Origin of the sequence: Bacillus cereus group sp. Bc010 (assembly GCF_027716745.1) — a bacterium.
Lineage (GTDB): Bacteria > Bacillota > Bacilli > Bacillales > Bacillaceae_G > Bacillus_A > Bacillus_A pacificus.
In genome coordinates, this window is record NZ_JAQFUY010000002.1 from 13,984 (window position 1) to 35,976 (window position 21,993).

The window sequence follows — 21,993 nt, forward strand, 5'->3', positions numbered from 1 at the left end:
TCAGAAATTATATTATAAAATATATGTATGACTTAAGGAGGCTGTATATGAATCAAAATAAAAAAGCTATATTAGATCTTGTCTTTTATCTCGTAATCCCATTCCTCATTTGGAAATTTGCAAAACCTTATATCGATCCTTATTACGCGATGTTACTTTCCTCTGTTCCAGGGATTATTTATACACTGTATACCTTTAAAAAAGAAAAACAGTTTAACGTAACAGGGTTCTTTATTTTAATTACACTCATTTCTAATACAACGGTAGATCTATTATCTGGATCGGCTGAACGAATGTTGTGGAACGATGCGTATTATCACATCGTACTCGGTATTATCGTTATATGTACAATTTTTATAAAAAAACCACTTATGTTATATTTCGCAGCAGATATTGCTGCACTGCAAGGCCATGACCGTGATAAAAGTCGTGAACTGTATCGTGATAGTCGTATCTATCCAGCATTGCAATATTTAACGCTCTTTTTCGGTCTACAATTCATATTAAAAAGCTTCTTAAAAATTTATTTCATCTCTGTTTTCGGTGTAGATGGCTACGGTGAAATGAGAGCAATTATGACCGCTGTTGGATGGGGCATTTCCATTTGTATCGGAATTGGATTTGTCTGGGTGAACAATAAAATACATGCCGTTACAGAAGAAAAAGAGTCTATGCAGTAAATGAAGATCCCCTAGTAGTATGATGCTACTAGGGGATTTTCATTTTGCTACACATATTACGAAATCTTTAACTTGATTTTTTTCTTTTATTTTTTACGTTTTGATAAAACAAAGCAGCACTTAGCGGCATAACACCAAACCACTTATTCATAAATGGCTCTTTTTCAGCACGGCGTTGTTCTTTCTTTTGTTTACGATCTTCTTTTGGAGCATCCATATACGACACAAACTGCTGTGTCACAAAGCGAACATAATCATTAGTAGACATATTATCATCACCTCTACTTGATTAGTATGTCCACTTTTTTATTCATTAATCTTTTCTTTTAATTCATCCATAATTTGCTTTACAGACTTATTCGTCGTATCAATATGGATATGGGCCTCTTCATAATAAGCTCGGCGCAATTCGAATTTCATTACAAATGCATCTATATCTTTCTTCTGAAATAGTGGACGTGTCGTATCTTCACGAAGCCTTTCTGCAATTACATGTGGATCACAATATAAATACACAACAGTGCCATTTTCCTTCATCCACTTTCGGTTTTCCTCTCGCTCAATGATTCCGCCGCCAGTTGTAATGATTACATTTTCAACAGGTAGTGAACGTAACATCTCACTTTCATATTCCCGAAAAGCCATTTCGCCTTCTTCGGCAAAAATATCACGAATCTCCTTCTCTTGCTTCTCTTCAATTTTTTGATCTGTATCTATAACATCCATATAAAGTTCTTTACTTAATGCTTTTCCAATTGTTGTTTTCCCAGCTCCCATATAGCCGGTTATGTATATAGATTTCATTTTCGTTCCTCTCAATCGTCATGTATTACTTGTTATTATAACGAAAGATGCTACTTTATTTAATAAAAAAACGTTTTGTTCTTCTTATACACTGAAGAACAAAACGTAACATACTCGCTTTATCTATAAGTACCTCTTCTCATCCACTGCGTTGCAATCCATTTCTCACCTTTCGTTACAGGTGCCCCTCCGTGTAACGTAAGCTCATTTAGTGATTGATCTTGATAGAAATACTCAAAGTATACTGCCATTCCCTTTCTAGGATGCACAGAAAGATTTAATTTCGGAAAGAAAGTTTCTCCGCCTTCTTCTACATCATTTAAGTACATGACAAGCGTACTAATACGATTATTAGCAGCTGATCTACTATGTTCCGCAAAATAATCATAGTGTGCTTTATATTGTTGATCCACTTCATAATTTAAAATGTGTAATCCTTCTCCATGCGAAACAGGAACATTCATGATAGATGAAATTCGTTTTTCAATCTTCGCAGTAAGTTCATTATCATCTAAAAATGCACCACTACTCGTTCGAATATCATTTACATCACGTGATGAACCAACTTTAGAACGTGCTAATTTATTTTTAGACAATTCAATTAATTTATCACACTCTTCATCACTTAATACATTTCCTAACACGACAATAAGAGGTTCTTCGAATTTTGAAATAATTTGTATTTCCCTATCTTCTGTCATAATTGCATTTCCTTTATGATCAAAAATAGTTTGTTCCTTATTTTCACCTATTTGATTGTTGTTTGTCATTTCCCTATTCTCCCTAAAAATAATGATTGGATAGCATGAATATATCATATTCTTTCTACCTTTCTCTTTTTTGAGAAAATTTAAACTTTTAATTGTTTTATTTATCCATTTCCTTAAAAAACACAGCCTATTTTTAAATGAGAAATCATGGTTTTTTATCCATATATTTTACATACTATCCTTCTATCCAATCAAATATTTTCTCATCCTTTTTTCTATACCGAAAGCTTACTTTATAGAAAATTTCTTGTTTGATTTTGCACTGCAATGAAACGAGAATAACGTCGTTTTCAAATACGTAATTTCCACTCGCTTCACCCTTTTCATATGAAAAGAAAAAAGTACCTTCCTTTTCTTTTTGCTGTAAGTCTTTTTTTATATTTGTAATAGATCGATTTAGTATTTCCTCCAGTACAAACTTTTGCTCTATTTCAATATAAAATTTTTTATCTATAAGCAACATATTCGTTTCGTATATAAAGAACGAAGTTAATAATACAAGAAAAATAATTGTTCCTGGCATCGTAAACCCATCTTGTTTTCTCATGTATTTATTTCCATTTCACTATACCTAATAGCTACACCTTCATATATTTTCCCACTCCTATCTTTCACATTGATAAAGAGCAAATGAGGTGTTACTTCATACGAAACCATTTCAACATTTTGTAATATAACTTCTCTTCCGCGCATGTTCACTTTTCTTATAAGGTGATTATTCAATTTTTCATACGTCACTTCATCTCCAGTGCGAAGACGGAAGCGCAACATACTCTCTCTATTTTCAGGAACTATTTTTTCCACAAATGATACTTCACGAAACTCTAACTGTACTTGTCCTACAAACACATCCCATTCCCAATTATTTAACCCTTTTGATTGCTTGTTTTCTATTCCAATAAAGTTTAAACGTGGTAAGAGTAAAAAGAACAGTGATAACAGAAAAAAACATACGATCATTTCTATTAATGTAAATCCAACTTCTAATTCATTTTTTCTCCCGCATAAAAGCATTGTTCCATCATTTTTCCTTTCACATCTTTCCACATCGCACAAACTTCATTTCCTCCCCAATATGTGTAATATACATTTCCGTTTATGACTTTTTCTTTCTGTTGTTTTGCCTCATTCTCATACATATATAAAGCTGCTTCTTTTTTTAATAATACAAATGCCTTATAACGAATTTGTATGTTTTTTCGTTCTTGCATAATCAATACTGTTTGCGGAAGTAGTAAAGATACCATCATCATTACTATACTTAATGCTACAAGCATTTCAGCCATCACTGACCCTTTTTGACATTTCACGATACGTAAATCTCCCTCTTCCAAGCTGGAATACAATCTCATATTTATAACTTCGATACGAAAGTAAAATCGTGCCACCTCTATTAATATTTCCACTCGGATTATATGTCATCGGATTTGGAAAAGTATTCAAATCCAATTGTATATCGTTATCATATTCTCTTTTAATGATAGAAAGATCCGTACTCGATTCCCCTATATAATACATATGTCTATCTTTATGCCATCGTAATGTATAGTGTTTTTGACGGTTTATGGCTAATTGTTGCATATACAAAATATCATTTGAAAACTGTCTTAAAAATTGTTCAATTTTTTGTTTTTCATATAATGAATGTACATGAAAATACGTGACCATACTTAGTACAGAAATTGCAAATAAAACGAGTAGCATTTCTAAAAGTGTAAAACCTTTTTGCTTCACAGTTTCCCACTTGTTACTGTGCCATCATTAGAAATATGAATAGCTTCACCATTCGGACACTCATCCTTTGTAATATATTTCCCATCAATCAACTCTTTTAGCGAGGGAATTTTATTATGTTGTAGTTGATATACTTGTATTTGCGCTTCTATAGATTTCACATAGGCTTTACATCCTTTTCCTTCGACGGATGAACGTTGCGTAACGACATTCGGAATAATTAATAGTAATAATACAGTGATGACGACCATAACTAATAACATTTCTAAAAGGGTAAACCCTTCCTCATTCTGCATGTAAATGCCTCCTATATAGAATTCATCATTTGAAACATTGGCATAATCATCGCTAAATACATAAGAACGACTATTGCTCCAATACACGTAAATAAAATCGGTTGAATAATCACTAACATACGTTTAATTTTTTGCTCAATCTTTTCCATAATTAGATCACTATAGTCACCTAATTCAATCGCCAAATTACCGTTCGCTTGTCCATGTGTAATAATATAAGAAAGTTCTTCCTCATAATATCCGCTTTTAGCAATAATAGATTGCAACGGTTCTCCCGCAATTAATTGGTGTTTAACTCGGCCCGCTTCATACTGAAAGAACGGCTGATACTTTTGCTCCATCATTATTGTTAGAGCCTCAAGTACTGATAGTCCTCCGTGTAATAAGCCGCTCAATTGAGTAGCGAAATAATGCGAATGCTTTAAAATAAGAAATGTTTTTACGAGGGGGATACGAAGTATAATTTTTACTCGCTTCATATGCGGGAGTTTCCGAAAGTACAATATATATACACTACAACCCACCATAACAATAAAAATAGTGCTAAAAATAAGATAGGGTAGTAGCTTAATTGTATTTAATATTTGTTCTGTGAATAACGGTGCTGTAGAACCAAATGAACTATATACCATGTCAACCTGTGGTAATAAAATGCGGTTAAAAATCAAAATCATGATTATTAAAAAGAACGCCAAAAACATAGGATACTGCATTATTTTCATCATATCTTTCCTATACTTATCCTTTTTATAAAGAAGTGCACTCCCTTGTTGCAACGCAAAAGAAATATCACCATGTTGCTCGGCATAAAATAAATAGCTTAACATCTCCTGATGAAACTTTAATTGATGAAAAGAATCGTGTAGACTTTTTCCATTTTTTAATCCATCAATCATGTGCTGCAATTGTACTTTCTTTTCTAAAGGTAATTGAAACCGTAAAAATTCTAATGCCTGCAAAAGAGAGTATCCTTTTTCTAATAGTTCTCCTAATCGTTTCAGTAATATTACTTGATCACTTAAACTCCATATTTTCTTAAACATAAACATCCTCTTCTAAAAATCCTAAAGCGTATCCTTTTCGCAGCGAAGACTCTAATGTCTCATGTTTGTACGTGACACATTCCCCGTTTGCTTCTTTAATCGCTTGTTTTAACTCATATCCATATAACAACTCATAAATACTCGCTTGCCTTACTTGCCTCATTGATTTACATACAGTTGAGCACTTTCTTTTGCAAAACGGACACTTCAATTCAACAAGTCGCTGTGCAGCTATAGCCAATAAAGATTGTTCAATCTCTTGCCTCGTTATACCAAAATCCATGAACCGAAGTATTGCTCCTTTCGCATCATTCGTATGCAGTGTCGTCATTACTAAATGGCCAGTCAAACTTGCTCTTATAGCGATTTTTGCTGTTTCTTCATCACGAATTTCACCCACTAAAATAACATCTGGATCATGACGCAAAATAGCCTTTAGTCCAGCCTCATATGTGATACCTGCTTTTTCATTTATTTGAATTTGTAATACATCGTCATTTCTTTTTTCAACTGGATCTTCCAGCGTAACGATGCGACGTGTTTTCTTTTTTCTAATTACTTCTAATAATGCATACATTGTTGTTGTCTTTCCTGAACCAGTCGGTCCCGTAAAGACGAGTAATCCATGGGAATAATGTAAAAAAGAAAGTAGTTTCTTCGCTGTACTTGGAAATAACGAAAGATGAGATAACGGCTGAATAGACGCTTGTAAATGAAGACGAATAACGAGACTTTCTTGATATACGGTTGGAAGCGTGGAAAGGCGTAAATACACTTCTTGTCCATCTATTTGTATATATAATGAACCGTTTTGTGGTTTCCGCCTCTCTCCTATATCCATGGATGCTAAAAATTTAAAGTGTGAAACAAGTTTTTCTCCAAATTCCTTTTCAATGTATTGTTTCGTCATTAAATCCTTTCCTATGCGCAGTTGAACCACTACATCCTTCTGCCGGGGCACAATATGTAAGTCCGACGCTTGTACCCTGCACGCTTCTTTTAAAATCATATTCGCAAAGCTTTCAATTCCATTCATCATTTTTCCCTCCCCACTATGTATATAACATGAAGAAATCCATTTGAAAAATCGGTATTTTTGCATTTTCACTAGATGAAAAAGGAAAAATATGTTTGTGAAATTATGAACAATTTCCGAATTATTGTCTAAAATTACCTATACCCATGTTTATCTGTATTATAATGTTATTATCTTGGATAAAGTGATAAAGGTGGAGATCCTCATGGAACAAGCTTTAAAAATTACAGGTGTTTTAGCTGACCCAACTCGTTATTACATTTATAAATATATTTCTCAAAAACATAGTTACGTAACTGTACAAGAAATTGCAGATGAGTTTGACATTCATCCAAACGTAGCGCGTTTACATTTATCTAAATTAGAAGATGTTCATATGCTGAAATCTGAAACGAAGAAAACTGGAAAAGGCGGACGACCAAGCAGATTATATGTATTATCTGAAGATGTTATCCAATTACAATTCCCATTCCGTGACTATCAATTGTTAGCAAGAATCGCGTTTAATTCTTTACTTAGCCTTGGCGCTGCTGGTGAAAAAGCGCTCTACGAATCAGGGAAACAATTCGGGGCCGAATTAATGCAACAACATATGCAGCGTTTAAATGTGAGTGAAGATGCCTTAACAGTTGAACAAAAAATTCAAATTGCAAAAGAAGCCTTTTCGACAGCTGGCTTATCACCTGCATTTGAATTAAGTACAGATGGAACGAAAATTTTCTATGATGTACACAATTGTCCATTTAAAGAAGTTGCTGTCCATCACCCAACTGAAATTTGTAATATGCACGGAGATATGATGAAAGGGATTTTTGAAATCCTATTCCCTAACACGGAATTAACACGAAACGATAGTTTACTAGATGGATGTAAATCTTGTAATTATAAACTAACAATTTAATCTCTCATATAAAAAGAAGCCGATTATAATTGGCTTCTTTTTATATGAACGAATATTTACAATAGTAAGAAAAATAAACTATAATGAAGTGAGGTTTACTTTTTTTAGAAAAGGAGGGAGATGGCATGGAGCGCATGTTTCGCGTTCTCGGCTTTTGGACTGGAATTTTCTCGGTTATGTTTTACGTAGGAGATATGCATTCGACTGCACTACTATTTTTAGGACAAACAGGCTTCTTCGTACTTTTAAGCTATTTAAAATTAACAGAGCGTATGTATATATACGTATTCGGGGCATATTTAACTGTTTTCTTCATAGGATTTACATACTACACGACGTTTTTACTTGTGCCTGGCGCTGGACATTAAAAGATGGCATTTTGCCATCTTTTTTTTAATTCCGGAATTCCCTAGTTGACTTATAGGTTTTATTGACTTATATTCTATATAACAGATTGGAATTAGGGGGAATCAACATGAATACACTGCTTGCCGGAATTAACGTTGCAGTCATGCTCATTTTAGTTGGCGTATTATATTATATGCAACGTAAGCATGTATCTTTTAATAAACGCGTATTTACCGCTTTAGGAGTCGGAATTATCTTCGGTCTTATATTACAATTTATTTATGAGCCAACTTCTAAAGTAATTATTGAATCAAATACTTGGTTTGGCTTAATCGGTAACGGTTATGTGAAGTTACTTCAAATGATCGTTATGCCACTTATTTTAGTATCTATTATTTCAGCATTTACAAAATTACAGTTAACGAAAAACCTTGGTAAAATTAGTGGTCTTATTATCGGAATTTTAATTCTTACTACAGGAATTGCTGCAGCTGTCGGTATCGCTGCAAGTGCAGGATTTGATGTATCTGCAACTGGTCTGCAACAAGGTGATGCAGAATCTGCTCGTCTGAAGCTAGTTGAAGAAAGATTTACTTCTATTGAAAAAACAACAATTCCAGATAAATTATTAGAACTATTGCCTACAAATCCATTTCTTGATTTAACAGGCGCTCGTCCAACATCAACAATTTCTGTTGTAATATTTGCAGCCTTTATCGGCATCGCCTTTATAGGTGTAAAACGAAAATATCCAGAACAAGCAGAGCTATTTAAGAAAATGCTTGATGCTGTATATGCAATTGTAATGCGTATGGTAACATTAATTTTACGTCTTACTCCATACGGCGTATTAGCTCTTATGGCAAAAACAGTTGCTGGTAGCGACATAAATGCTATTTTAAAACTTGGTAACTTCGTGTTAGCGTCTTACGTAGCACTTATCGTAATGTTCGTTATCCACTTATTATTAATTGCTCTATCTGGTTTAAATCCAATTCAATATTTGAAAAAGGTGTTCCCTGTATTAACATTTGCATTCACATCTCGCTCTAGTGCTGGCGCAATGCCATTAAATATTGAAGCACAAAAAGAAAAGCTTGGTATTTCTGAAGGGATTGCAAACTTCGCAGCATCATTTGGAGTATCTATCGGACAAAACGGTTGCGCAGGTATTTATCCAGCGATGCTTGCAATGATGGTCGCTCCAACTGTAGGAATCGATCCATTACAACCACAATTTATTTTAACTTTAATCGCTGTCGTTGCGATTAGCTCATTCGGTGTTGCCGGTGTTGGTGGCGGTGCAACATTCGCAGCGTTAATCGTACTATCTACAATGAACTTACCAATCGGTATTGTCGCTCTTGTTATCTCAGTTGAACCATTAATCGATATGGGGCGTACAGCTCTTAACGTAAGTGGTTCTATGACAGCAGGTCTTATTTCTAGTAAATGGCTTGGTGAATTAGATCAAGATACGTACAATCAAGATGATACAAAAACTGGTGAAATTGCTTCATAATAAAAAGGACGCTAACAAAACTGTTAGCGTCCCTTTTTATTTCTTTTCATCTTCCTCTTTATCTTTTATACATAAGGCATAACATATTGTTTCAAACACTATGTATAAAGCTTTACCAATTACTTCAGCCATGGCAAAACACCACCTGTATATTAGAATAGATAATTATAAATAAATTATATATCTTTTCGAATCTTTATAAAAATTACACTTTTGTAAGGTTTTATAAAAACCGTGCTTTATACTTCTACTAAAAACTCTTCTAGTTGCTCTTTTAACTCCTCCTCAATCTCATCACAAGATTCATCAACTAGTTCCCCTACTTTCTTACTCCCAAAAATGTTTGATTGAATTGAAATTCCTAAAAAGATTCTTTCGCATTTCCAAATTGGAATATCGTGAAATTCAATCATCTCTTTTTCTTCATCTAATATAGCTATAGCAACTGATGAATAATAACCCACCTCAAAAGGATTCTCTTTCCCCCGCGCAAATTCCATATCTAACTCCATGTTTTTTTCTATGTATAAATACGAATACTCTTTATACAGTTTAAATGATATTCTCTCTATTTCCTTCTCCATGCATTGAATGTTCTCTTTTAACTCCAATGTAAAATCTCGTTCTGTATACTTCATCTCAGTCTCCTTACACATAGAAAAAGAGAATACAATAACATATTCTCTTTCCTCACATATATTTCATTATCTCACAGCCCGTCCTTTTCACAAATAACCATTTTGTTCGCACCATTTATGAAATTGTCCTACGTCTACTCCAACTAACACGATATCCTTTAGCTCTACATCAATGATTTGTTCTCCAATTACAATAGCAAACTGCGATTCTAATTTTGTCTCGTTTTTCTTTACAATTCCAATTCGGTTCCGATGCGGTCCATCTTTTATATATGCTTTTTGTCCTACAATATCAAAGTTCAAGATCTTCACCTCTTTTACTGCGCTCAAATTGGAAATACGATCTCCACCTCGGAAAATTTCCTTTCATTGCACTATTTCTCTATATATATGACGAAACAATAAAAGAGTCCTTCCTTCTTTACAATTATTTTTTCTTTGTTTCATTTTTGTGATTGAAACGTAAAGTTTATAATAAAATACACTTGGAAGCGCTTTCTATGTAATTTTTTATGTTATAATGTATAAGTAGAACTTCGTAAAGAGGGTTAAAAAAATGAATACAAAAATGATAAAAAAAGTAATTGAAGCATTAAAAGTATATGGCTTTCAGAATGTATCATTCTGTGACAAAACGAAGCAATTTTTATTTCATAACGAAACCGATATTATGAGCGGCTATGCAGAAATAACATATAGTAGTCAATTTGAAAAATTCAGCGTACAAATTCATCCTATTGAAACGCATCACCAAGCAGAGTTACAAGAGGTTGAAAGACATATACAGGCCTGTATAAGAAAAGTGGAATATTTAAACGCACTTCTTAGCGGACAAACAAAACTAGATGATAAAATTATTATAATGTAAAAAAAGAACGTGATTAGCCTCACGTTCTTTTTTACATTATACGTTCATCTTTTCCTTCAGTTGTAATCCCGTAATGGACTCTAATGCATCCATTGCTTCTCCAAATGTCATATCAAAAATTGTCTTGTCCTCTATGTATGGAAATTGTCTAAAACGCTTTTCTAACGTTTTCACGGCGTCTGACGTAAAGTTTGCACTATCAATGCTAAATTCTGTTTCAAGAAGAACGATCCAATCTAACACATGAAAACCTAATCCATTTACAAATGAAATAAGTTTTTCTTCTGGCTGTGAAGATAAAAATACGTGTCGTTCCATCTCACTAAAAAGTTCTTCTCCTAAAATATGCGCTAATTCATCATCATGTTCGCGATCAATGATTTCTTCATAACCATAATCATCAACAAGCTCTTCTACTTCTTCACTATCTGCAAAAAGTAATTGGTTAAGCTGCGCATCTTTCTTAAATTCACTATTTTGTACGACTTCTAAAAAACTCGTTTCCCATCCATTTTCTAATTTCATATTATGTACTCCTTTATATACATTTCTTATCATCACTGTACCCAAAAGATCACTTTTATAACCTTGTAGACAGTTACTATTATTTCACATGATTCATAACATAAGATGCAAATTCTGCTGCATCTCCTTCAAAAATATTTATTTCTGGCAAATGATAGAACGTTGTTTGGAGCAGATTTCCTTCATGATATACATATATATTTTTCTCTAGCGCAATCGCCATTCCAAACTCTGTGTGGCTGCCGTTTCCACCATCTAATATAAGTAAAAATACATCCGCTTCTTTAATAGCATTCTTTTCTGCCTGACCAATTTCTCTTAATTGTTCTTGATTCACTGCTCTTTCATTTCTTGTCCAATCATATGTATGGTGCCATCCTGCATGTTTCAGTTCATTTGCTATAGAACGTACAAGGTGTTTATTTTGGAATCCTGAGGCGATATAAAAATTCATTTATATACACTCCTTCATTATATAAGGGGGAAACTCCATTTTAGCGTTATTTGCTATAAATATAATAAAGAATAACTTCAAAAAAAATCCCCATCTTTAAAACTTATTTGCGTTTAAATGATGGGATGCCTCATGGTCTTCTTTTATTTTTTGTTTTTTATAACTTTCATCAGCTAACATTTCTAGTTCAGCTGTTATTTCTGATTTTTCAAGCTCTCTTTCTTGCGAAAACTTCCTTGAAATATAAACAATAACACTACCAACGTACAACACAAAGCATATAATAAGTGCAGTATTTTCATAGAGACTTAGCTCCAACACAGTCACTCCTAATCCATTCGTATTTTCACGCTTCTTTAATTGGAATTTCCCTACTAATCCATTTGCTATTGTAACATAAAAACACCGTTTCTTGGAATCTTTCACCCTATTAAAAGAGGCATGATTGTTTCATCATGCCTCTGAAATATGTTGAATAATTGTTTGAATTGCTTCTTTTCCATTATATTTTTTTAGAGCTGTTTTATACATTTCATTATTTTGATTTAATTCTTCGACATGCTTTATAAGAGATTTCACAGTCACATCTTCTTCATACAATACGGAAGCATATCCTTGTCTTTCAAAAGACTCTGCATTTAGTATTTGATCTCCACGACTTGCAAATTTCGATAGTGGAATTAAAACCATCGGCTTTTGCAATGTTAAAAACTCAAAAATGGCATTAGAGCCCGCACGTGAAATAACAAAATCTGTTATCGCTAATATGTCTGGCAGTTCTCCATGTACATATTCAAATTGTCTATATCCTTCTTTATTTTGTAAACTTTCATCAAGATTACCTTTTCCGCAAAGGTGAACAATTTGATATTTTTTCAGAAGTTCTGGTAACGCTTCTCGAACCGTTTCATTAATTTTCTTCGCGCCCAAACTTCCTCCCATAATTGTAATAACTGGCTTTTTACGTGAAAAACCTAAAAATGCTAAACCTTTTTCCCGATTTCCCTTTAGCACTTCTTCACGTACAGGAGAACCTGTATAGATTACTTTTTCTTTCGGCAAATGTTTCGCAGCTTCTTCAAATGTAACAAATATTTTCGAAGCGAAACGGAGCGCAATTTTGTTTGCTAGTCCTGGCGTCATATCAGATTCATGTAATAAAACAGGGACTCTATTTAGCCATCCTCCAATTACGACTGGTACAGATACGAAACCACCTTTTGAAAAAATCACATCCGGTTTTAGTTTTCGAATCCTTACATACGCTTCCATAACGCCCTTCATCACAAGAAATGGATCTTTTATATTTTTCAAATCAAAATAACGGCGTAGCTTTCCGCTCGCAATACTATAGTACGGAATGCCTTCCTTTTCTATAATTGTTTTCTCAATTCCTTGATGAGAACCAATATAAGAAATATCCCAATTTTGTTCTTGTAAATGCGGAATGATGGCTAAATTAGGTGTTACATGCCCTGCCGAACCTCCACCTGTAAAGACTATTTTCTTCATACGTCTCCCCCTTCTACACTATAATACACTAAAATATCTTGCCTCAGGGTGAGAAAATACCATAGCCGTTACAGATGCTTCTGGCTCCATCATAAATCCTTCCGTTAATGAAATGCCTATTTCTTCTGGATGAATAAGACGAAATAGCTTTTCTTGATCCGCGAGTTCTGGACATGCTGGATAACCGAAGGACACGCGTATCCCTCTATATTTCGTGCGAAAACGTTCTTCCATTGTCAGTTCTGGTGAATCTGGAATACCCCAACGGTCACGAATAAGCATATGTGTCTTTTCAGCAAGTCCTTCTGCTAGTTCGAGCGCTAACGATTGAATGGCATGACTGCGTAAATAATCACCTTTCGCTTTCCACTCTTCAGCAATGTCACGAACACCTTCTCCAACCGTAACAGATAGGAAAGCAACATAGTCCATCTCATCTCCAACTGGGCGTAAATAATCACCTAAAGTACGATATGGTGCTTTTCCTTGTCTTGGGAATGTGAAACGTTCTATAACACGCGTATGATCTTCTGGATCATATATTACAATATTCTGTCCGTCACTTTGCGCTGGGAAAAATTGATACACTGCTTTCGGTTTTAACCAAGATTGTCCTTCCTGCAATAATTCATCTATTAAATCATTTAATTCATGCGCTCTTTTATCTCCCTCTCGCAAAAGTTTCTTCACACTTCCCTTTAGGCCAAGGTGATGTCCAAGCAGCATTTGTCTATTTAGAAATGGCGCGAGATGTGAAACAGGAACATCTCTTAATACAATTCGTTTTGTTGAATCCGGCACGATAACCTCAGCCTTCGGTAATGGCTCAATTACTGCTGGAATTTCTACTTTCTTCTCTTCTTTTGTTACGATATGAAGATGACGTTCTTTTTTATCCTGCTTCATCTTCTCACGCTCTTCTTCTTTTTGAAGCTTATTAATAATATCCAGCCCCGTCATCGCATCACTTGCATAACATACGAGCCCTTTATAAGATGGCGAAATGCGATTATCTGTAAACTTTCTCGTTAACGCTGCCCCGCCTACAACAATTGGAATATCAATATCCGCCGCTTTTAAATCTTCAGCAGTCGTTACCATTTGTTGAGCCGATTTTACTAATAAACCAGAAAGACCTATAATATCAGGCTTCTTTTCTTGTACTTCTTGCACAATTCGATCCGAGCGAACATTAATTCCTAAATTAATAATCTCATATCCGTTATTTGCTAAAATAATTTCAACGAGATTTTTCCCAATATCATGCACATCACCTTTTACAGTTGCTAATAATACTTTCCCTTTTTTCGCACTATCGCTAGATTCCATATGTGGCTCTAAATAACTTACAGCAGCTTTCATACTTTCAGCACTTTGCAATACTTCAGCAACGATAAGCTCATTATTATTAAATAATCGTCCTACCTCATCCATTCCTGTCATAAGTGGGCCATTAATAATATCCAAAGGTTTTCTTCCTTCTGTAAGTGCGAGACTTAAATCTTCGTGTAAACCTTGTTTCGTACCTTCTACAATGTAATTTGCGAGCCTTTCATCAAGAGTTAATGTTTCTTGGACAACAACATCTTTCTTTTTTGCCACGCGATAGAAGTTTGTAAATTTTTCTAACGTCTCTTGCGTCGTTTCAAAAAGCAATGCATCTGCAAGGCGTTTTTCTTCATCAGGAATTGACGCATAGCGCTCTAATTTTTCCGTATTTACAATCGCGTAATCTAACCCTGCTTTCGTTGCATGATATAAAAAGACGGAATTTAACACTTCGCGACCAGCTGGTGGTAAACCAAATGATATGTTACTTACACCTAAAATCGTTAAACACTCTGGTAATGCTTCTTTAATAAGGCGAATCCCTTCTATCGTCGCAGCCGCCGAGCCAATATACTCTTCATCACCTGTCCCTACAGGAAATACAAGTGCATCAAAAATAATATCTGATGGGCGTATACCATATTTCTTCGTCAATAACTCATAACTTCTTTTCGCAATTTCTAGTTTTCTTTCCGCACTTACTGCCATTCCATCTTCATCGATTGTTCCAACTACAATTGCAGCACCATATTTACGAAGAAGCGGTGTCACTTTTTTAAATCGCTCTTCTCCATCTTCTAAATTAATTGAATTAATAACAGCTTTCCCTTGAATATAAGTAAGAGCTCGCTCCATCACATGTTCATCTGTTGAGTCAATCATAATCGGTACTTTTAACACTTTCGTAACTTCTGCCAAGAAGTTTTCCATATCTTCTATTTCATCGCGGTCCGGGTCTGCCATACAAATATCAATAATATGAGCATTTTTCTTCACTTGCGCTCTAGCGATTTCAGCAGCCTCTTCAAATTTCCCTTCTGCTACTAATCGTTTAAATTTACGTGATCCAATAACATTTGTTCTTTCACCAACAAATAACGGTCTCATAGAGTCATCATATTGCAGTGCCTCTAATCCACTAACCCCATGTCCCGCTCTCTCTTGCTGTTCACGAGGTTTAAGAGACGTTAATGCAGATTTCATTGCTTTTATATGTTCTGGTGTTGTACCACAACAACCACCGATGATATTAACCCATCCTTCTTCTGCAAATCGCTTCACTTTCTCGGCAAGCGAGGATGGAGATTCATGATAATGTCCATCTTCATCAGGAAGACCTGCATTTGGATAACAAGAAATGTAACACTCCGATAAATCAGATAGAGAACGAATATGGTCTCTCATAAACTCCGGACCAGTCGCACAGTTTAATCCAACAGATAATGGCTTCATATGTTCTACCGATAAGTAAAAAGCCTCAATTGTTTGCCCAGCTAGAGTCGTTCCCATCGGTTCAATCGTTCCCGAAATCATGATAGGTACAATTGTATTTAGTTCATCAAAAGCCGCTTGAATTCCAATATAAGCAGCCTTCACGTTACGCATATCTTGACTCGTCTCAACGAGTAATACATCCACTTCTCCTTTCAACAATCCTCTTGCCTGCCGCGTATAGGCTTCAATTAATTCTTCAAACGTTACACCACCAGTAACACTAATCGCTTTCGTTGTCGGTCCCATTGCTCCCGCAACATATACTTCCTTCCCGCTTTCTTCGACTGCTTGCTTCGCTAAACGCGCTGCCTTCTCATTTAGCTCCTCGTCTAAATGAGATAACTCATAATCACTTAGTACAATATTGGTTGCCCCAAATGTATTTGTTTCAATAATATCCGCTCCAGCTTCAATATAAGCTTTATGAATCTTTAAAATAACATCTGGTCTTGTTTCTACTAAATACTCATTACACCCTTCGTACTCCTCTCCTCCGAAATCTTCCGCAGTTAAATCCTCTTGCTGGATCATCGTTCCCATTGCACCATCTAATATTAAGATGTTATTTTGTAATTTTTCTTCTATACATTTCATCAATTAATACCTTCTTTCACTTCTTGCTTTTCTCTCACATATTTAACAAGATGTTCTGTAATTTCATATTTTAGAAATGGTGTAATAAGATAAATGCCGTTAAAGTATTTCATCGCAGCATCGATCAATTCTTGAGAAATACGAATCCCTTCCTCAATTGCTGCCTCTTTCGTTTCATGTCCATCCATTCTCTCTCTTACTGCTTCAGGTAAAGTAATACCCGGCACCTCAAAATGAAGAAAATCTGCATTCCGTTTACTTATTAATGGCATAATCCCAATAAAAATAGGTTGTTCTAAATGCTTTGTCGCCTCATACACTTCTTCAATTAACGCGATATCATAGATTGGCTGCGTTAAGAAATATTCTGCTCCAGCATCTATTTTCCGTTCCATTCGCTTAACCGCTGCTTTTAAATGTCTTACATGCGGGTTAAATGCACCGCCCACAGAAAACCTTGTTGCCGGTCCAATGGATTTCCCTAAAACGGAACGCCCATCGTTCATTTCTTTAATCATTTTAATGAGCTCGATAGAGGACAAATCATATACAGAAGTGGCACCTGGAAAATCACCAACGCGTGCTGGATCTCCAGTTAAAGCTAACACTTCTTCCATCCCTAACGCTGATAATCCTAGTAAATGAGATTGTAGTCCGATGACGTTATGGTCTCTACATGTTAAGTGCGTCAATACCGGAATATCATGCTTCGTTAATAATGCTCCCATTGCCATATTCGAGATACGGGGCGATGCTAACGAATTATCTGCTAGAGTAATAGCATCTGCTCCAGCTCTTTTCAATGCTCTTGCGCCTTCAAAAAACCGCTGCGTATCTAACGTTTTTGGTGGATCTAATTCCACTACTACTGTCGTTTGTTTTTTTGCTTTCTCTGCTAAAGTGACATGAGCTTTTGAACGTTTCTCATGTGTATGAACTACTTTCGGTCTTTGAACCGTATCCTTTTCTATTACAGGCGTAACATTTAGAGTAGCACGTTTCATACTTTCAATATGTTCTGGAGTCGTGCCACAACAACCGCCCAATAACCGAATACCTTGCTCAATAAATTTCGGTGTCATCGCTTCAAAATAAGCTGGACTTCCCTCATATACGTAGCGTCCCTCCACATAATTTGGGAGACCTGCATTTGGATATGCTGACAAGTAACCATTTTTCGGAATCGATATCATTTTAAAAGCTTCCGTCATATGAAGTGGCCCTAGTTGGCAGTTCAATCCAACAACATTTGCACCGTAATCTAAAAGCTGTTTTAATATTTCATTTACATCATTTCCATTTTGAGTCGTACCCGCCTCATGTAACGCCAATTGCGCTACAATTGGAATATTTGTTTCTTTTCGTAACACCTGGACAGCATGAAGTAATTCAAACTCATCATAAAAAGTCTCTAATAGCAGTCCATCTACCTGTTCTTCTAATAATGCACTTGCCTGTTCCAGTAACATAAATTCTCGCTCCATATCAGTTGTCGTAACCGCCCCGATATGTTTCATACCACCAATTGTGCCTAAAATTGCATTTCTGTCTGTAACAGATGCTTTCGCCAGTTTTACTGCCGCTCTATTAATTTCAGTAACTTGATTTTCTAATCCATACATACGTAATTTCGCTTCATTTGCTCCGTACGTATTTGTTTGAATCACATCTGCCCCAGCCGCTACATATTGCTTATGAATCGATATAATTAAATCTGGATCAGATATATTCAATTCTTCAAAACTACTTTGTAAACCATGTGAATGTAATAACGTCCCAACCGCACCATCACCTATTACAATTCCTTTTGATAATAAATCTAGTAATTTCACAAATCTCCCTCATTTCTATCAATATAAAAACCCCCTCTTCACTTTGAAGAGGGGGACATAATCGATCCTCCTCTTATTATGCAAAACATTCGTTTTGCAGGTATTAGCACCGTTTCAAACATTTCGTTTGAAGGTTGCCGGGTTTCACAGGGCCTTTCCCTCCACCGCTCTCAATAAGAGTTTGTCTTTATTATTTTATTTATGTAGCTAAAAGGAAATGCGTTCCCCTTTTAACAATGTTTGTTAATTTTTTTATAAATTTAGCACGCACAAATACAAAAGTCAATGACACTTGCGGAAAAATAAAAATTATTTAAAATAAAGTTGCAATTCAATTATCTTTTGTTGTAAAGTTAAAAACATAATAAAATTTCATACGAACATTCTTATCTAGAGAGGTAGAGGGACTGGCCCTATGACGCCTCAGCAACCATTAACATTTGTTAATAAGGTGCTAATTCCAGCAAATTGTGAAAGATTTGACAGATGAGAAGAAGACTCTATTCAAACCGAAAGCCTTCTTCTTAGAAGGCTTTTTTTATTTTATATTCAACTAATGGTTCAATTTAAAAAGGAGGAATTTTCACATGTCAACTATCGAAACAAAATTAGCGCAAATCGGAAACCGGAGTGAAACTACAACAGGAACTGTTAATCCACCTGTTTATTTTTCAACTGCTTATCGTCACGAAGGAATTGGTAAATCTACTGGATTTGATTATTCACGAACTGGAAATCCAACGCGCGGCCTATTAGAACAGGCAATCGCAGACTTAGAATGCGGCGAACAAGGTTATGCCTGTAGTTCAGGGATGGCAGCCGTTCTTCTTGTCCTTTCCCTATTCCGCTCTGGAGACGAACTTATTGTTTCCGAAGATTTATACGGTGGCACTTATCGATTATTTTCTGAGCACGAAAAAAAGTGGAACGTTCGATGTAGATACGTAAATACACAATCTATTAAACAAATTGAGCAAGCCATCACAACGAAAACGAAGGCTATTTTCATAGAAACTCCAACTAATCCATTAATGCAAGTTACCGATATTGCCGCTGTTGCAACTGTAGCGAAAAGACACGGACTACTTCTTATTGTAGACAACACATTCTACACACCTTATATACAGCAGCCATTAACAGAAGGTGCCGATATCGTACTTCATAGTGCAACGAAATATTTAGGTGGTCATAACGATGTACTAAGCGGACTTGTCGTTGCAAAAGGAAAGGAACTTTGTGAGGAAATCGCTCATTATCATAATGCCTCTGGTGCAGTCTTAAGTCCATTTGACTCATGGCTATTAATTCGTGGTATGAAAACGTTAGCGCTTCGCATGAGACAACATGAAGAAAATGCAAAAGCAGTTGTTGCTTATTTAAATGATGAGGATGGGGTGACAGATGTATTTTATCCTGGAAGAGGCGGCATGATCTCATTTCGTCTGAAAGATGAAACATGGATTAATCCATTCTTACAATCTTTATCCTTAATTACATTTGCCGAAAGTCTCGGTGGTGTTGAAAGTTTAATGACATATCCAGCAACGCAAACACACGCTGATATTCCTGAAGAAATTAGAACAGCAAACGGTGTATGTAATCGTCTTCTTCGATTTTCCGTTGGTATTGAAAATAGTAACGATTTAATTCAAGATTTACAGCAAGCCATTAAACTTGTAAAAGAAGGTGTAAGAATATGAGTTATTCTATAGATACACTCTTACTGCACAACCAATATAAACATGACTCGCAAACAGGAGCTGTTAACGTTCCCATCTATAACACATCAACATTTCACCAATTTGATGTAGATACGTTCGGGAAATATGACTATAGCAGGTCAGGCAATCCAACTCGTGAAGCTCTTGAAGACATCATTGCTTTATTAGAAGGCGGAACAAAAGGATTTGCCTTCGCATCAGGAATTGCAGCGATTTCTACTGCATTCCTCCTCCTTTCACAAGGTGATCACGTACTCATTTCAGAAGACGTATACGGAGGGACTTATCGAATGATAACTGAAGTTCTCTCCCGTTACGGTGTTTCACATACATTTGTTGATATGACCAATTTAGAAGAAATAAAACAAAACATTAAGCCAAATACAAAACTCTTTTATGTAGAAACACCTTCCAATCCACTTTTAAAAGTGACAGATATTCGTGCTGTTTCTAAACTTGCAAAATCTATTGGCGCCCTTACTTTTGTTGATAATACATTTTTGACACCACTATTCCAGAAACCACTTGACCTTGGCGCTGATGTCGTTCTTCATAGTGCCACAAAATTCATTGCCGGTCATAGTGATGTTACTGCCGGATTAGCAGTTGTAAAAGATGCCGATCTCGCTCAAAAACTTGGCTTTTTACAAAATTCATTCGGCGCTATTCTAGGCCCGCAAGATTGTTCTCTCGTACTTCGTGGTCTAAAAACATTGCATGTACGTCTTGAGCATTCAGCTGCTAATGCCAATAAAATTGCACACTATTTACAAGAGCACGCTAAAGTTCAAAATGTCTATTATCCAGGATTACAAACACATCTTGGATTTAACATTCAACAATCTCAAGCTACATCAGCAGGAGCTGTCCTATCTTTCACTTTACAATCAGAAGACGCACTCCGCCAATTTTTATCAAAAGTAAAATTACCTGTCTTTGCGGTTAGTTTAGGGGCTGTCGAATCGATCCTTTCCTACCCAGCTAAAATGTCACATGCAGCACTATCGCAAGAAGCTCGTGATGAAAGAGGGATTTCAAATTCATTACTTCGGCTATCCGTCGGTCTTGAAAATGTTGACGATTTAATATCCGATTTTGAAAATGCCCTTTCTTATGTAGAAGAACCTGTAAATGCATAGAGAGCAGAGAAGATATGAAATTAAATTATCATATCTTCTTTTTTACGCTGATAAGTATATTTGTCAACCCTTCGTATAATCCATAAAAAATGACAGATCACTATCTATTTCCAAGTAATGAGTTAATTGATATATTAAGAAGTAAAAAAGGGGCAAAAATAATGGATACATGTGCAGATGTTTTAATCGTATCGATTTACAAAATGGAGTATGTTATAGTGAGGAGCATTTATTTAATTTACAAAATTTACTTACAAAAGTAAATAAAAGAATTTCTTCATACAGAAAATCAAATAAACCAATTCTTTTCGTTCAACATTGTGATGATGATTTAGTACCTGAAAAAGAACTTTGGGCTATTCATTCAGATTTAGATGTTCAAAAACAAGATTTTTTTGTAAGAAAAACACATGCCAATTCTTTTTATAACACAAACTTGAAAGAGATTTTAGATCAATTATCTGTACATCGTATTGAATTTTGTGGTGCCCAAACAGAGTACTGTATGGATACCACGATTAAATTTGCCCATGGACTAGGGTACGAAAACTTCATGTTCCAGAAAGCAACCTCTACGTTAAATAATCCATTTATGTCCGCAAAAGAGACAATTGATTTTTATGAAAATATATGGAACCACAGATTTTTAAAATTGATGAAAGATGAAATCTAGAATACATAACTAACGTCTTGGTAATTCTAAGATTTATCAGCTATATTCAAACATTTCATTTTCACCATAAAGAAGCTGAC

General features: G+C 35.3%; 25 protein-coding genes, 1 pseudogene and 2 riboswitches. Of the genes and pseudogenes, 8 read left to right on the forward strand and 18 right to left on the reverse strand.

Annotation, left to right across the window (positions count from 1 at the left end; all coding sequences use genetic code 11):
* The first annotated feature begins 47 nt into the window (after window positions 1–47).
* Window positions 48–680 carry a VC0807 family protein gene (locus PDQ68_RS03090; RefSeq protein ID WP_001073109.1) on the forward strand — a complete coding sequence of 211 codons (633 nt, stop codon included), beginning with the start codon at window positions 48–50 and terminating at the stop codon, window positions 678–680.
* Window positions 681–747: 67 nt separating this feature from the next.
* Here PDQ68_RS03090 and PDQ68_RS03095 read toward each other — a convergent pair whose 3' ends face one another.
* The 10 genes from PDQ68_RS03095 to comGA form a co-directional block, all read right to left on the reverse strand.
* Entirely contained in the window at window positions 748–948 is a 201-nt protein-coding gene (locus PDQ68_RS03095) for a YqzE family protein (RefSeq protein WP_000106079.1), read from the reverse strand.
* Window positions 949–986: 38 nt separating this feature from the next.
* Complete coding sequence (locus tag PDQ68_RS03100; protein ID WP_016718473.1) at window positions 987–1,484, reverse strand: shikimate kinase; 498 nt, start codon at window positions 1,482–1,484, stop codon at window positions 987–989.
* A gap of 119 nt (window positions 1,485–1,603) precedes the next feature.
* Complete coding sequence (locus PDQ68_RS03105; RefSeq protein ID WP_016718474.1) at window positions 1,604–2,254, reverse strand: 2OG-Fe(II) oxygenase; 651 nt, start codon at window positions 2,252–2,254, stop codon at window positions 1,604–1,606.
* Window positions 2,255–2,429: 175 nt separating this feature from the next.
* The gene (comGG, locus tag PDQ68_RS03110; RefSeq protein ID WP_061184063.1) at window positions 2,430–2,801 is read right to left on the reverse strand and encodes a competence type IV pilus minor pilin ComGG; all 372 of its coding nucleotides are present in this window, start codon (window positions 2,799–2,801) and stop codon (window positions 2,430–2,432) included.
* A complete protein-coding gene (gene comGF, locus PDQ68_RS03115) occupies window positions 2,798–3,268 on the reverse strand; it encodes a competence type IV pilus minor pilin ComGF (protein ID WP_000923056.1) in 471 nt (156 codons plus the stop codon). Before comGF ends, comGG begins: the two co-directional genes overlap by 4 nt.
* Window positions 3,238–3,540, reverse strand: a complete 303-nt coding sequence (gene comGE / locus PDQ68_RS03120; protein ID WP_000829518.1) for a competence type IV pilus minor pilin ComGE — start codon at window positions 3,538–3,540, stop codon at window positions 3,238–3,240. The genes comGF and comGE overlap by 31 nt, the downstream gene beginning before the upstream one ends.
* A complete protein-coding gene (gene comGD, locus PDQ68_RS03125; RefSeq protein WP_016718475.1) occupies window positions 3,533–3,988 on the reverse strand; it encodes a comG operon protein ComGD in 456 nt (151 codons plus the stop codon). Before comGD ends, comGE begins: the two co-directional genes overlap by 8 nt.
* Complete coding sequence (gene comGC, locus PDQ68_RS03130; protein WP_001178694.1) at window positions 3,985–4,284, reverse strand: competence type IV pilus major pilin ComGC; 300 nt, start codon at window positions 4,282–4,284, stop codon at window positions 3,985–3,987. The genes comGD and comGC overlap by 4 nt, the downstream gene beginning before the upstream one ends.
* Window positions 4,285–4,295: 11 nt before the next feature.
* Window positions 4,296–5,327 (reverse strand): competence type IV pilus assembly protein ComGB, encoded by a 1,032-nt coding sequence (gene comGB / locus PDQ68_RS03135; RefSeq protein WP_016718476.1) that lies wholly within the window; start codon window positions 5,325–5,327, stop codon window positions 4,296–4,298.
* Entirely contained in the window at window positions 5,320–6,363 is a 1,044-nt protein-coding gene (gene comGA / locus PDQ68_RS03140; RefSeq protein WP_001013195.1) for a competence protein ComGA, read from the reverse strand. The genes comGB and comGA overlap by 8 nt, the downstream gene beginning before the upstream one ends.
* Before the next feature lie 205 nt (window positions 6,364–6,568).
* On the opposite strand from comGA, the gene PDQ68_RS03145 reads away from it, so the two are divergent.
* From PDQ68_RS03145 to PDQ68_RS03155, 3 genes are all read left to right on the forward strand, one after another.
* A complete protein-coding gene (locus PDQ68_RS03145; protein WP_061184064.1) occupies window positions 6,569–7,264 on the forward strand; it encodes a helix-turn-helix transcriptional regulator in 696 nt (231 codons plus the stop codon).
* A 125-nt stretch (window positions 7,265–7,389) separates the two neighbouring features.
* Complete coding sequence (locus tag PDQ68_RS03150) at window positions 7,390–7,632, forward strand: DUF2626 domain-containing protein (protein WP_000440713.1); 243 nt, start codon at window positions 7,390–7,392, stop codon at window positions 7,630–7,632.
* Window positions 7,633–7,739: 107 nt separating this feature from the next.
* A complete protein-coding gene (locus PDQ68_RS03155; protein WP_061184065.1) occupies window positions 7,740–9,134 on the forward strand; it encodes an L-cystine transporter in 1,395 nt (464 codons plus the stop codon).
* A 239-nt stretch (window positions 9,135–9,373) separates the two neighbouring features.
* Here PDQ68_RS03155 and PDQ68_RS03160 read toward each other — a convergent pair whose 3' ends face one another.
* Both PDQ68_RS03160 and PDQ68_RS03165 read right to left on the reverse strand, forming a co-directional pair.
* The gene (locus PDQ68_RS03160; protein ID WP_061184066.1) at window positions 9,374–9,772 is read right to left on the reverse strand and encodes a hypothetical protein; all 399 of its coding nucleotides are present in this window, start codon (window positions 9,770–9,772) and stop codon (window positions 9,374–9,376) included.
* A gap of 87 nt (window positions 9,773–9,859) precedes the next feature.
* Window positions 9,860–10,075, reverse strand: coding sequence for a DUF3912 family protein (locus tag PDQ68_RS03165; RefSeq protein WP_001008330.1), 216 nt, complete (start codon window positions 10,073–10,075; stop codon window positions 9,860–9,862).
* A gap of 253 nt (window positions 10,076–10,328) precedes the next feature.
* Here PDQ68_RS03165 and PDQ68_RS03170 point away from each other — a divergent pair, with 253 nt between their 5' ends.
* Entirely contained in the window at window positions 10,329–10,640 is a 312-nt protein-coding gene (locus tag PDQ68_RS03170) for a hypothetical protein (protein WP_061184067.1), read from the forward strand.
* A 36-nt stretch (window positions 10,641–10,676) separates the two neighbouring features.
* On the opposite strand, the gene PDQ68_RS03175 is transcribed toward PDQ68_RS03170, so the two are convergent.
* The 6 genes from PDQ68_RS03175 to PDQ68_RS03200 all read right to left on the reverse strand — a co-directional run bounded on the left by PDQ68_RS03175 (window position 10,677) and on the right by PDQ68_RS03200 (window position 18,380).
* Entirely contained in the window at window positions 10,677–11,165 is a 489-nt protein-coding gene (locus PDQ68_RS03175; protein WP_061184068.1) for a hypothetical protein, read from the reverse strand.
* A 79-nt stretch (window positions 11,166–11,244) separates the two neighbouring features.
* Window positions 11,245–11,619 carry a nucleoside 2-deoxyribosyltransferase gene (locus PDQ68_RS03180; protein WP_001012337.1) on the reverse strand — a complete coding sequence of 125 codons (375 nt, stop codon included), beginning with the start codon at window positions 11,617–11,619 and terminating at the stop codon, window positions 11,245–11,247.
* Window positions 11,620–11,715: 96 nt separating this feature from the next.
* Window positions 11,716–12,009, reverse strand: coding sequence for a DUF3966 domain-containing protein (locus tag PDQ68_RS03185; RefSeq protein ID WP_046648288.1), 294 nt, complete (start codon window positions 12,007–12,009; stop codon window positions 11,716–11,718).
* 63 nt (window positions 12,010–12,072) lie between these two features.
* Window positions 12,073–13,131, reverse strand: a complete 1,059-nt coding sequence (gene murG, locus PDQ68_RS03190) for an undecaprenyldiphospho-muramoylpentapeptide beta-N-acetylglucosaminyltransferase (RefSeq protein WP_016718480.1) — start codon at window positions 13,129–13,131, stop codon at window positions 12,073–12,075.
* An 18-nt stretch (window positions 13,132–13,149) separates the two neighbouring features.
* The gene (gene metH / locus PDQ68_RS03195; RefSeq protein ID WP_061184069.1) at window positions 13,150–16,548 is read right to left on the reverse strand and encodes a methionine synthase; all 3,399 of its coding nucleotides are present in this window, start codon (window positions 16,546–16,548) and stop codon (window positions 13,150–13,152) included.
* Window positions 16,548–18,380 (reverse strand): bifunctional homocysteine S-methyltransferase/methylenetetrahydrofolate reductase, encoded by a 1,833-nt coding sequence (locus PDQ68_RS03200; RefSeq protein ID WP_000770334.1) that lies wholly within the window; start codon window positions 18,378–18,380, stop codon window positions 16,548–16,550. Before PDQ68_RS03200 ends, metH begins: the two co-directional genes overlap by 1 nt.
* A 70-nt stretch (window positions 18,381–18,450) precedes the next feature.
* Window positions 18,451–18,560, reverse strand: a riboswitch (SAM riboswitch).
* A gap of 203 nt (window positions 18,561–18,763) precedes the next feature.
* Window positions 18,764–18,873, forward strand: a riboswitch (SAM riboswitch).
* Between the two features lie 94 nt (window positions 18,874–18,967).
* Here PDQ68_RS03200 and metI point away from each other — a divergent pair.
* The 3 genes and pseudogenes from metI to PDQ68_RS03215 all read left to right on the forward strand — a co-directional run bounded on the left by metI (window position 18,968) and on the right by PDQ68_RS03215 (window position 21,913).
* The gene (metI, locus tag PDQ68_RS03205; protein WP_016718482.1) at window positions 18,968–20,080 is read left to right on the forward strand and encodes a cystathionine gamma-synthase/O-acetylhomoserine thiolyase; all 1,113 of its coding nucleotides are present in this window, start codon (window positions 18,968–18,970) and stop codon (window positions 20,078–20,080) included.
* On the forward strand, window positions 20,077–21,240 hold the full coding sequence (gene metC, locus PDQ68_RS03210) for a cystathionine beta-lyase (RefSeq protein ID WP_016718483.1): 1,164 nt from the start codon (window positions 20,077–20,079) through the stop codon (window positions 21,238–21,240). The genes metI and metC overlap by 4 nt, the downstream gene beginning before the upstream one ends.
* Window positions 21,241–21,401: 161 nt before the next feature.
* Window positions 21,402–21,913, forward strand: a pseudogene (locus PDQ68_RS03215) (cysteine hydrolase family protein).
* The last annotated feature ends 80 nt before the right edge of the window (window positions 21,914–21,993 follow it).

Coding starts and splice junctions, on each gene's coding strand:
- PDQ68_RS03090 (WP_001073109.1), top strand. CDS start 48: ATGAATCAAAATAAAAAAGCTATATTAGATCTTGTCTTTTATCTCGTA.
- PDQ68_RS03095 (WP_000106079.1), bottom strand. CDS start 948: ATGTCTACTAATGATTATGTTCGCTTTGTGACACAGCAGTTTGTGTCG.
- PDQ68_RS03100 (WP_016718473.1), bottom strand. CDS start 1,484: ATGAAATCTATATACATAACCGGCTATATGGGAGCTGGGAAAACAACA.
- PDQ68_RS03105 (WP_016718474.1), bottom strand. CDS start 2,254: ATGACAAACAACAATCAAATAGGTGAAAATAAGGAACAAACTATTTTT.
- comGG (WP_061184063.1), bottom strand. CDS start 2,801: ATGAGAAAACAAGATGGGTTTACGATGCCAGGAACAATTATTTTTCTT.
- comGF (WP_000923056.1), bottom strand. CDS start 3,268: ATGCTTTTATGCGGGAGAAAAAATGAATTAGAAGTTGGATTTACATTA.
- comGE (WP_000829518.1), bottom strand. CDS start 3,540: ATGGCTGAAATGCTTGTAGCATTAAGTATAGTAATGATGATGGTATCT.
- comGC (WP_001178694.1), bottom strand. CDS start 4,284: ATGCAGAATGAGGAAGGGTTTACCCTTTTAGAAATGTTATTAGTTATG.
- comGB (WP_016718476.1), bottom strand. CDS start 5,327: ATGTTTAAGAAAATATGGAGTTTAAGTGATCAAGTAATATTACTGAAA.
- comGA (WP_001013195.1), bottom strand. CDS start 6,363: ATGAATGGAATTGAAAGCTTTGCGAATATGATTTTAAAAGAAGCGTGC.
- PDQ68_RS03145 (WP_061184064.1), top strand. CDS start 6,569: ATGGAACAAGCTTTAAAAATTACAGGTGTTTTAGCTGACCCAACTCGT.
- PDQ68_RS03150 (WP_000440713.1), top strand. CDS start 7,390: ATGGAGCGCATGTTTCGCGTTCTCGGCTTTTGGACTGGAATTTTCTCG.
- PDQ68_RS03155 (WP_061184065.1), top strand. CDS start 7,740: ATGAATACACTGCTTGCCGGAATTAACGTTGCAGTCATGCTCATTTTA.
- PDQ68_RS03160 (WP_061184066.1), bottom strand. CDS start 9,772: ATGAAGTATACAGAACGAGATTTTACATTGGAGTTAAAAGAGAACATT.
- PDQ68_RS03170 (WP_061184067.1), top strand. CDS start 10,329: ATGAATACAAAAATGATAAAAAAAGTAATTGAAGCATTAAAAGTATAT.
- PDQ68_RS03175 (WP_061184068.1), bottom strand. CDS start 11,165: ATGAAATTAGAAAATGGATGGGAAACGAGTTTTTTAGAAGTCGTACAA.
- PDQ68_RS03180 (WP_001012337.1), bottom strand. CDS start 11,619: ATGAATTTTTATATCGCCTCAGGATTCCAAAATAAACACCTTGTACGT.
- murG (WP_016718480.1), bottom strand. CDS start 13,131: ATGAAGAAAATAGTCTTTACAGGTGGAGGTTCGGCAGGGCATGTAACA.
- metH (WP_061184069.1), bottom strand. CDS start 16,548: ATGAAATGTATAGAAGAAAAATTACAAAATAACATCTTAATATTAGAT.
- metI (WP_016718482.1), top strand. CDS start 18,968: ATGTCAACTATCGAAACAAAATTAGCGCAAATCGGAAACCGGAGTGAA.
- metC (WP_016718483.1), top strand. CDS start 20,077: ATGAGTTATTCTATAGATACACTCTTACTGCACAACCAATATAAACAT.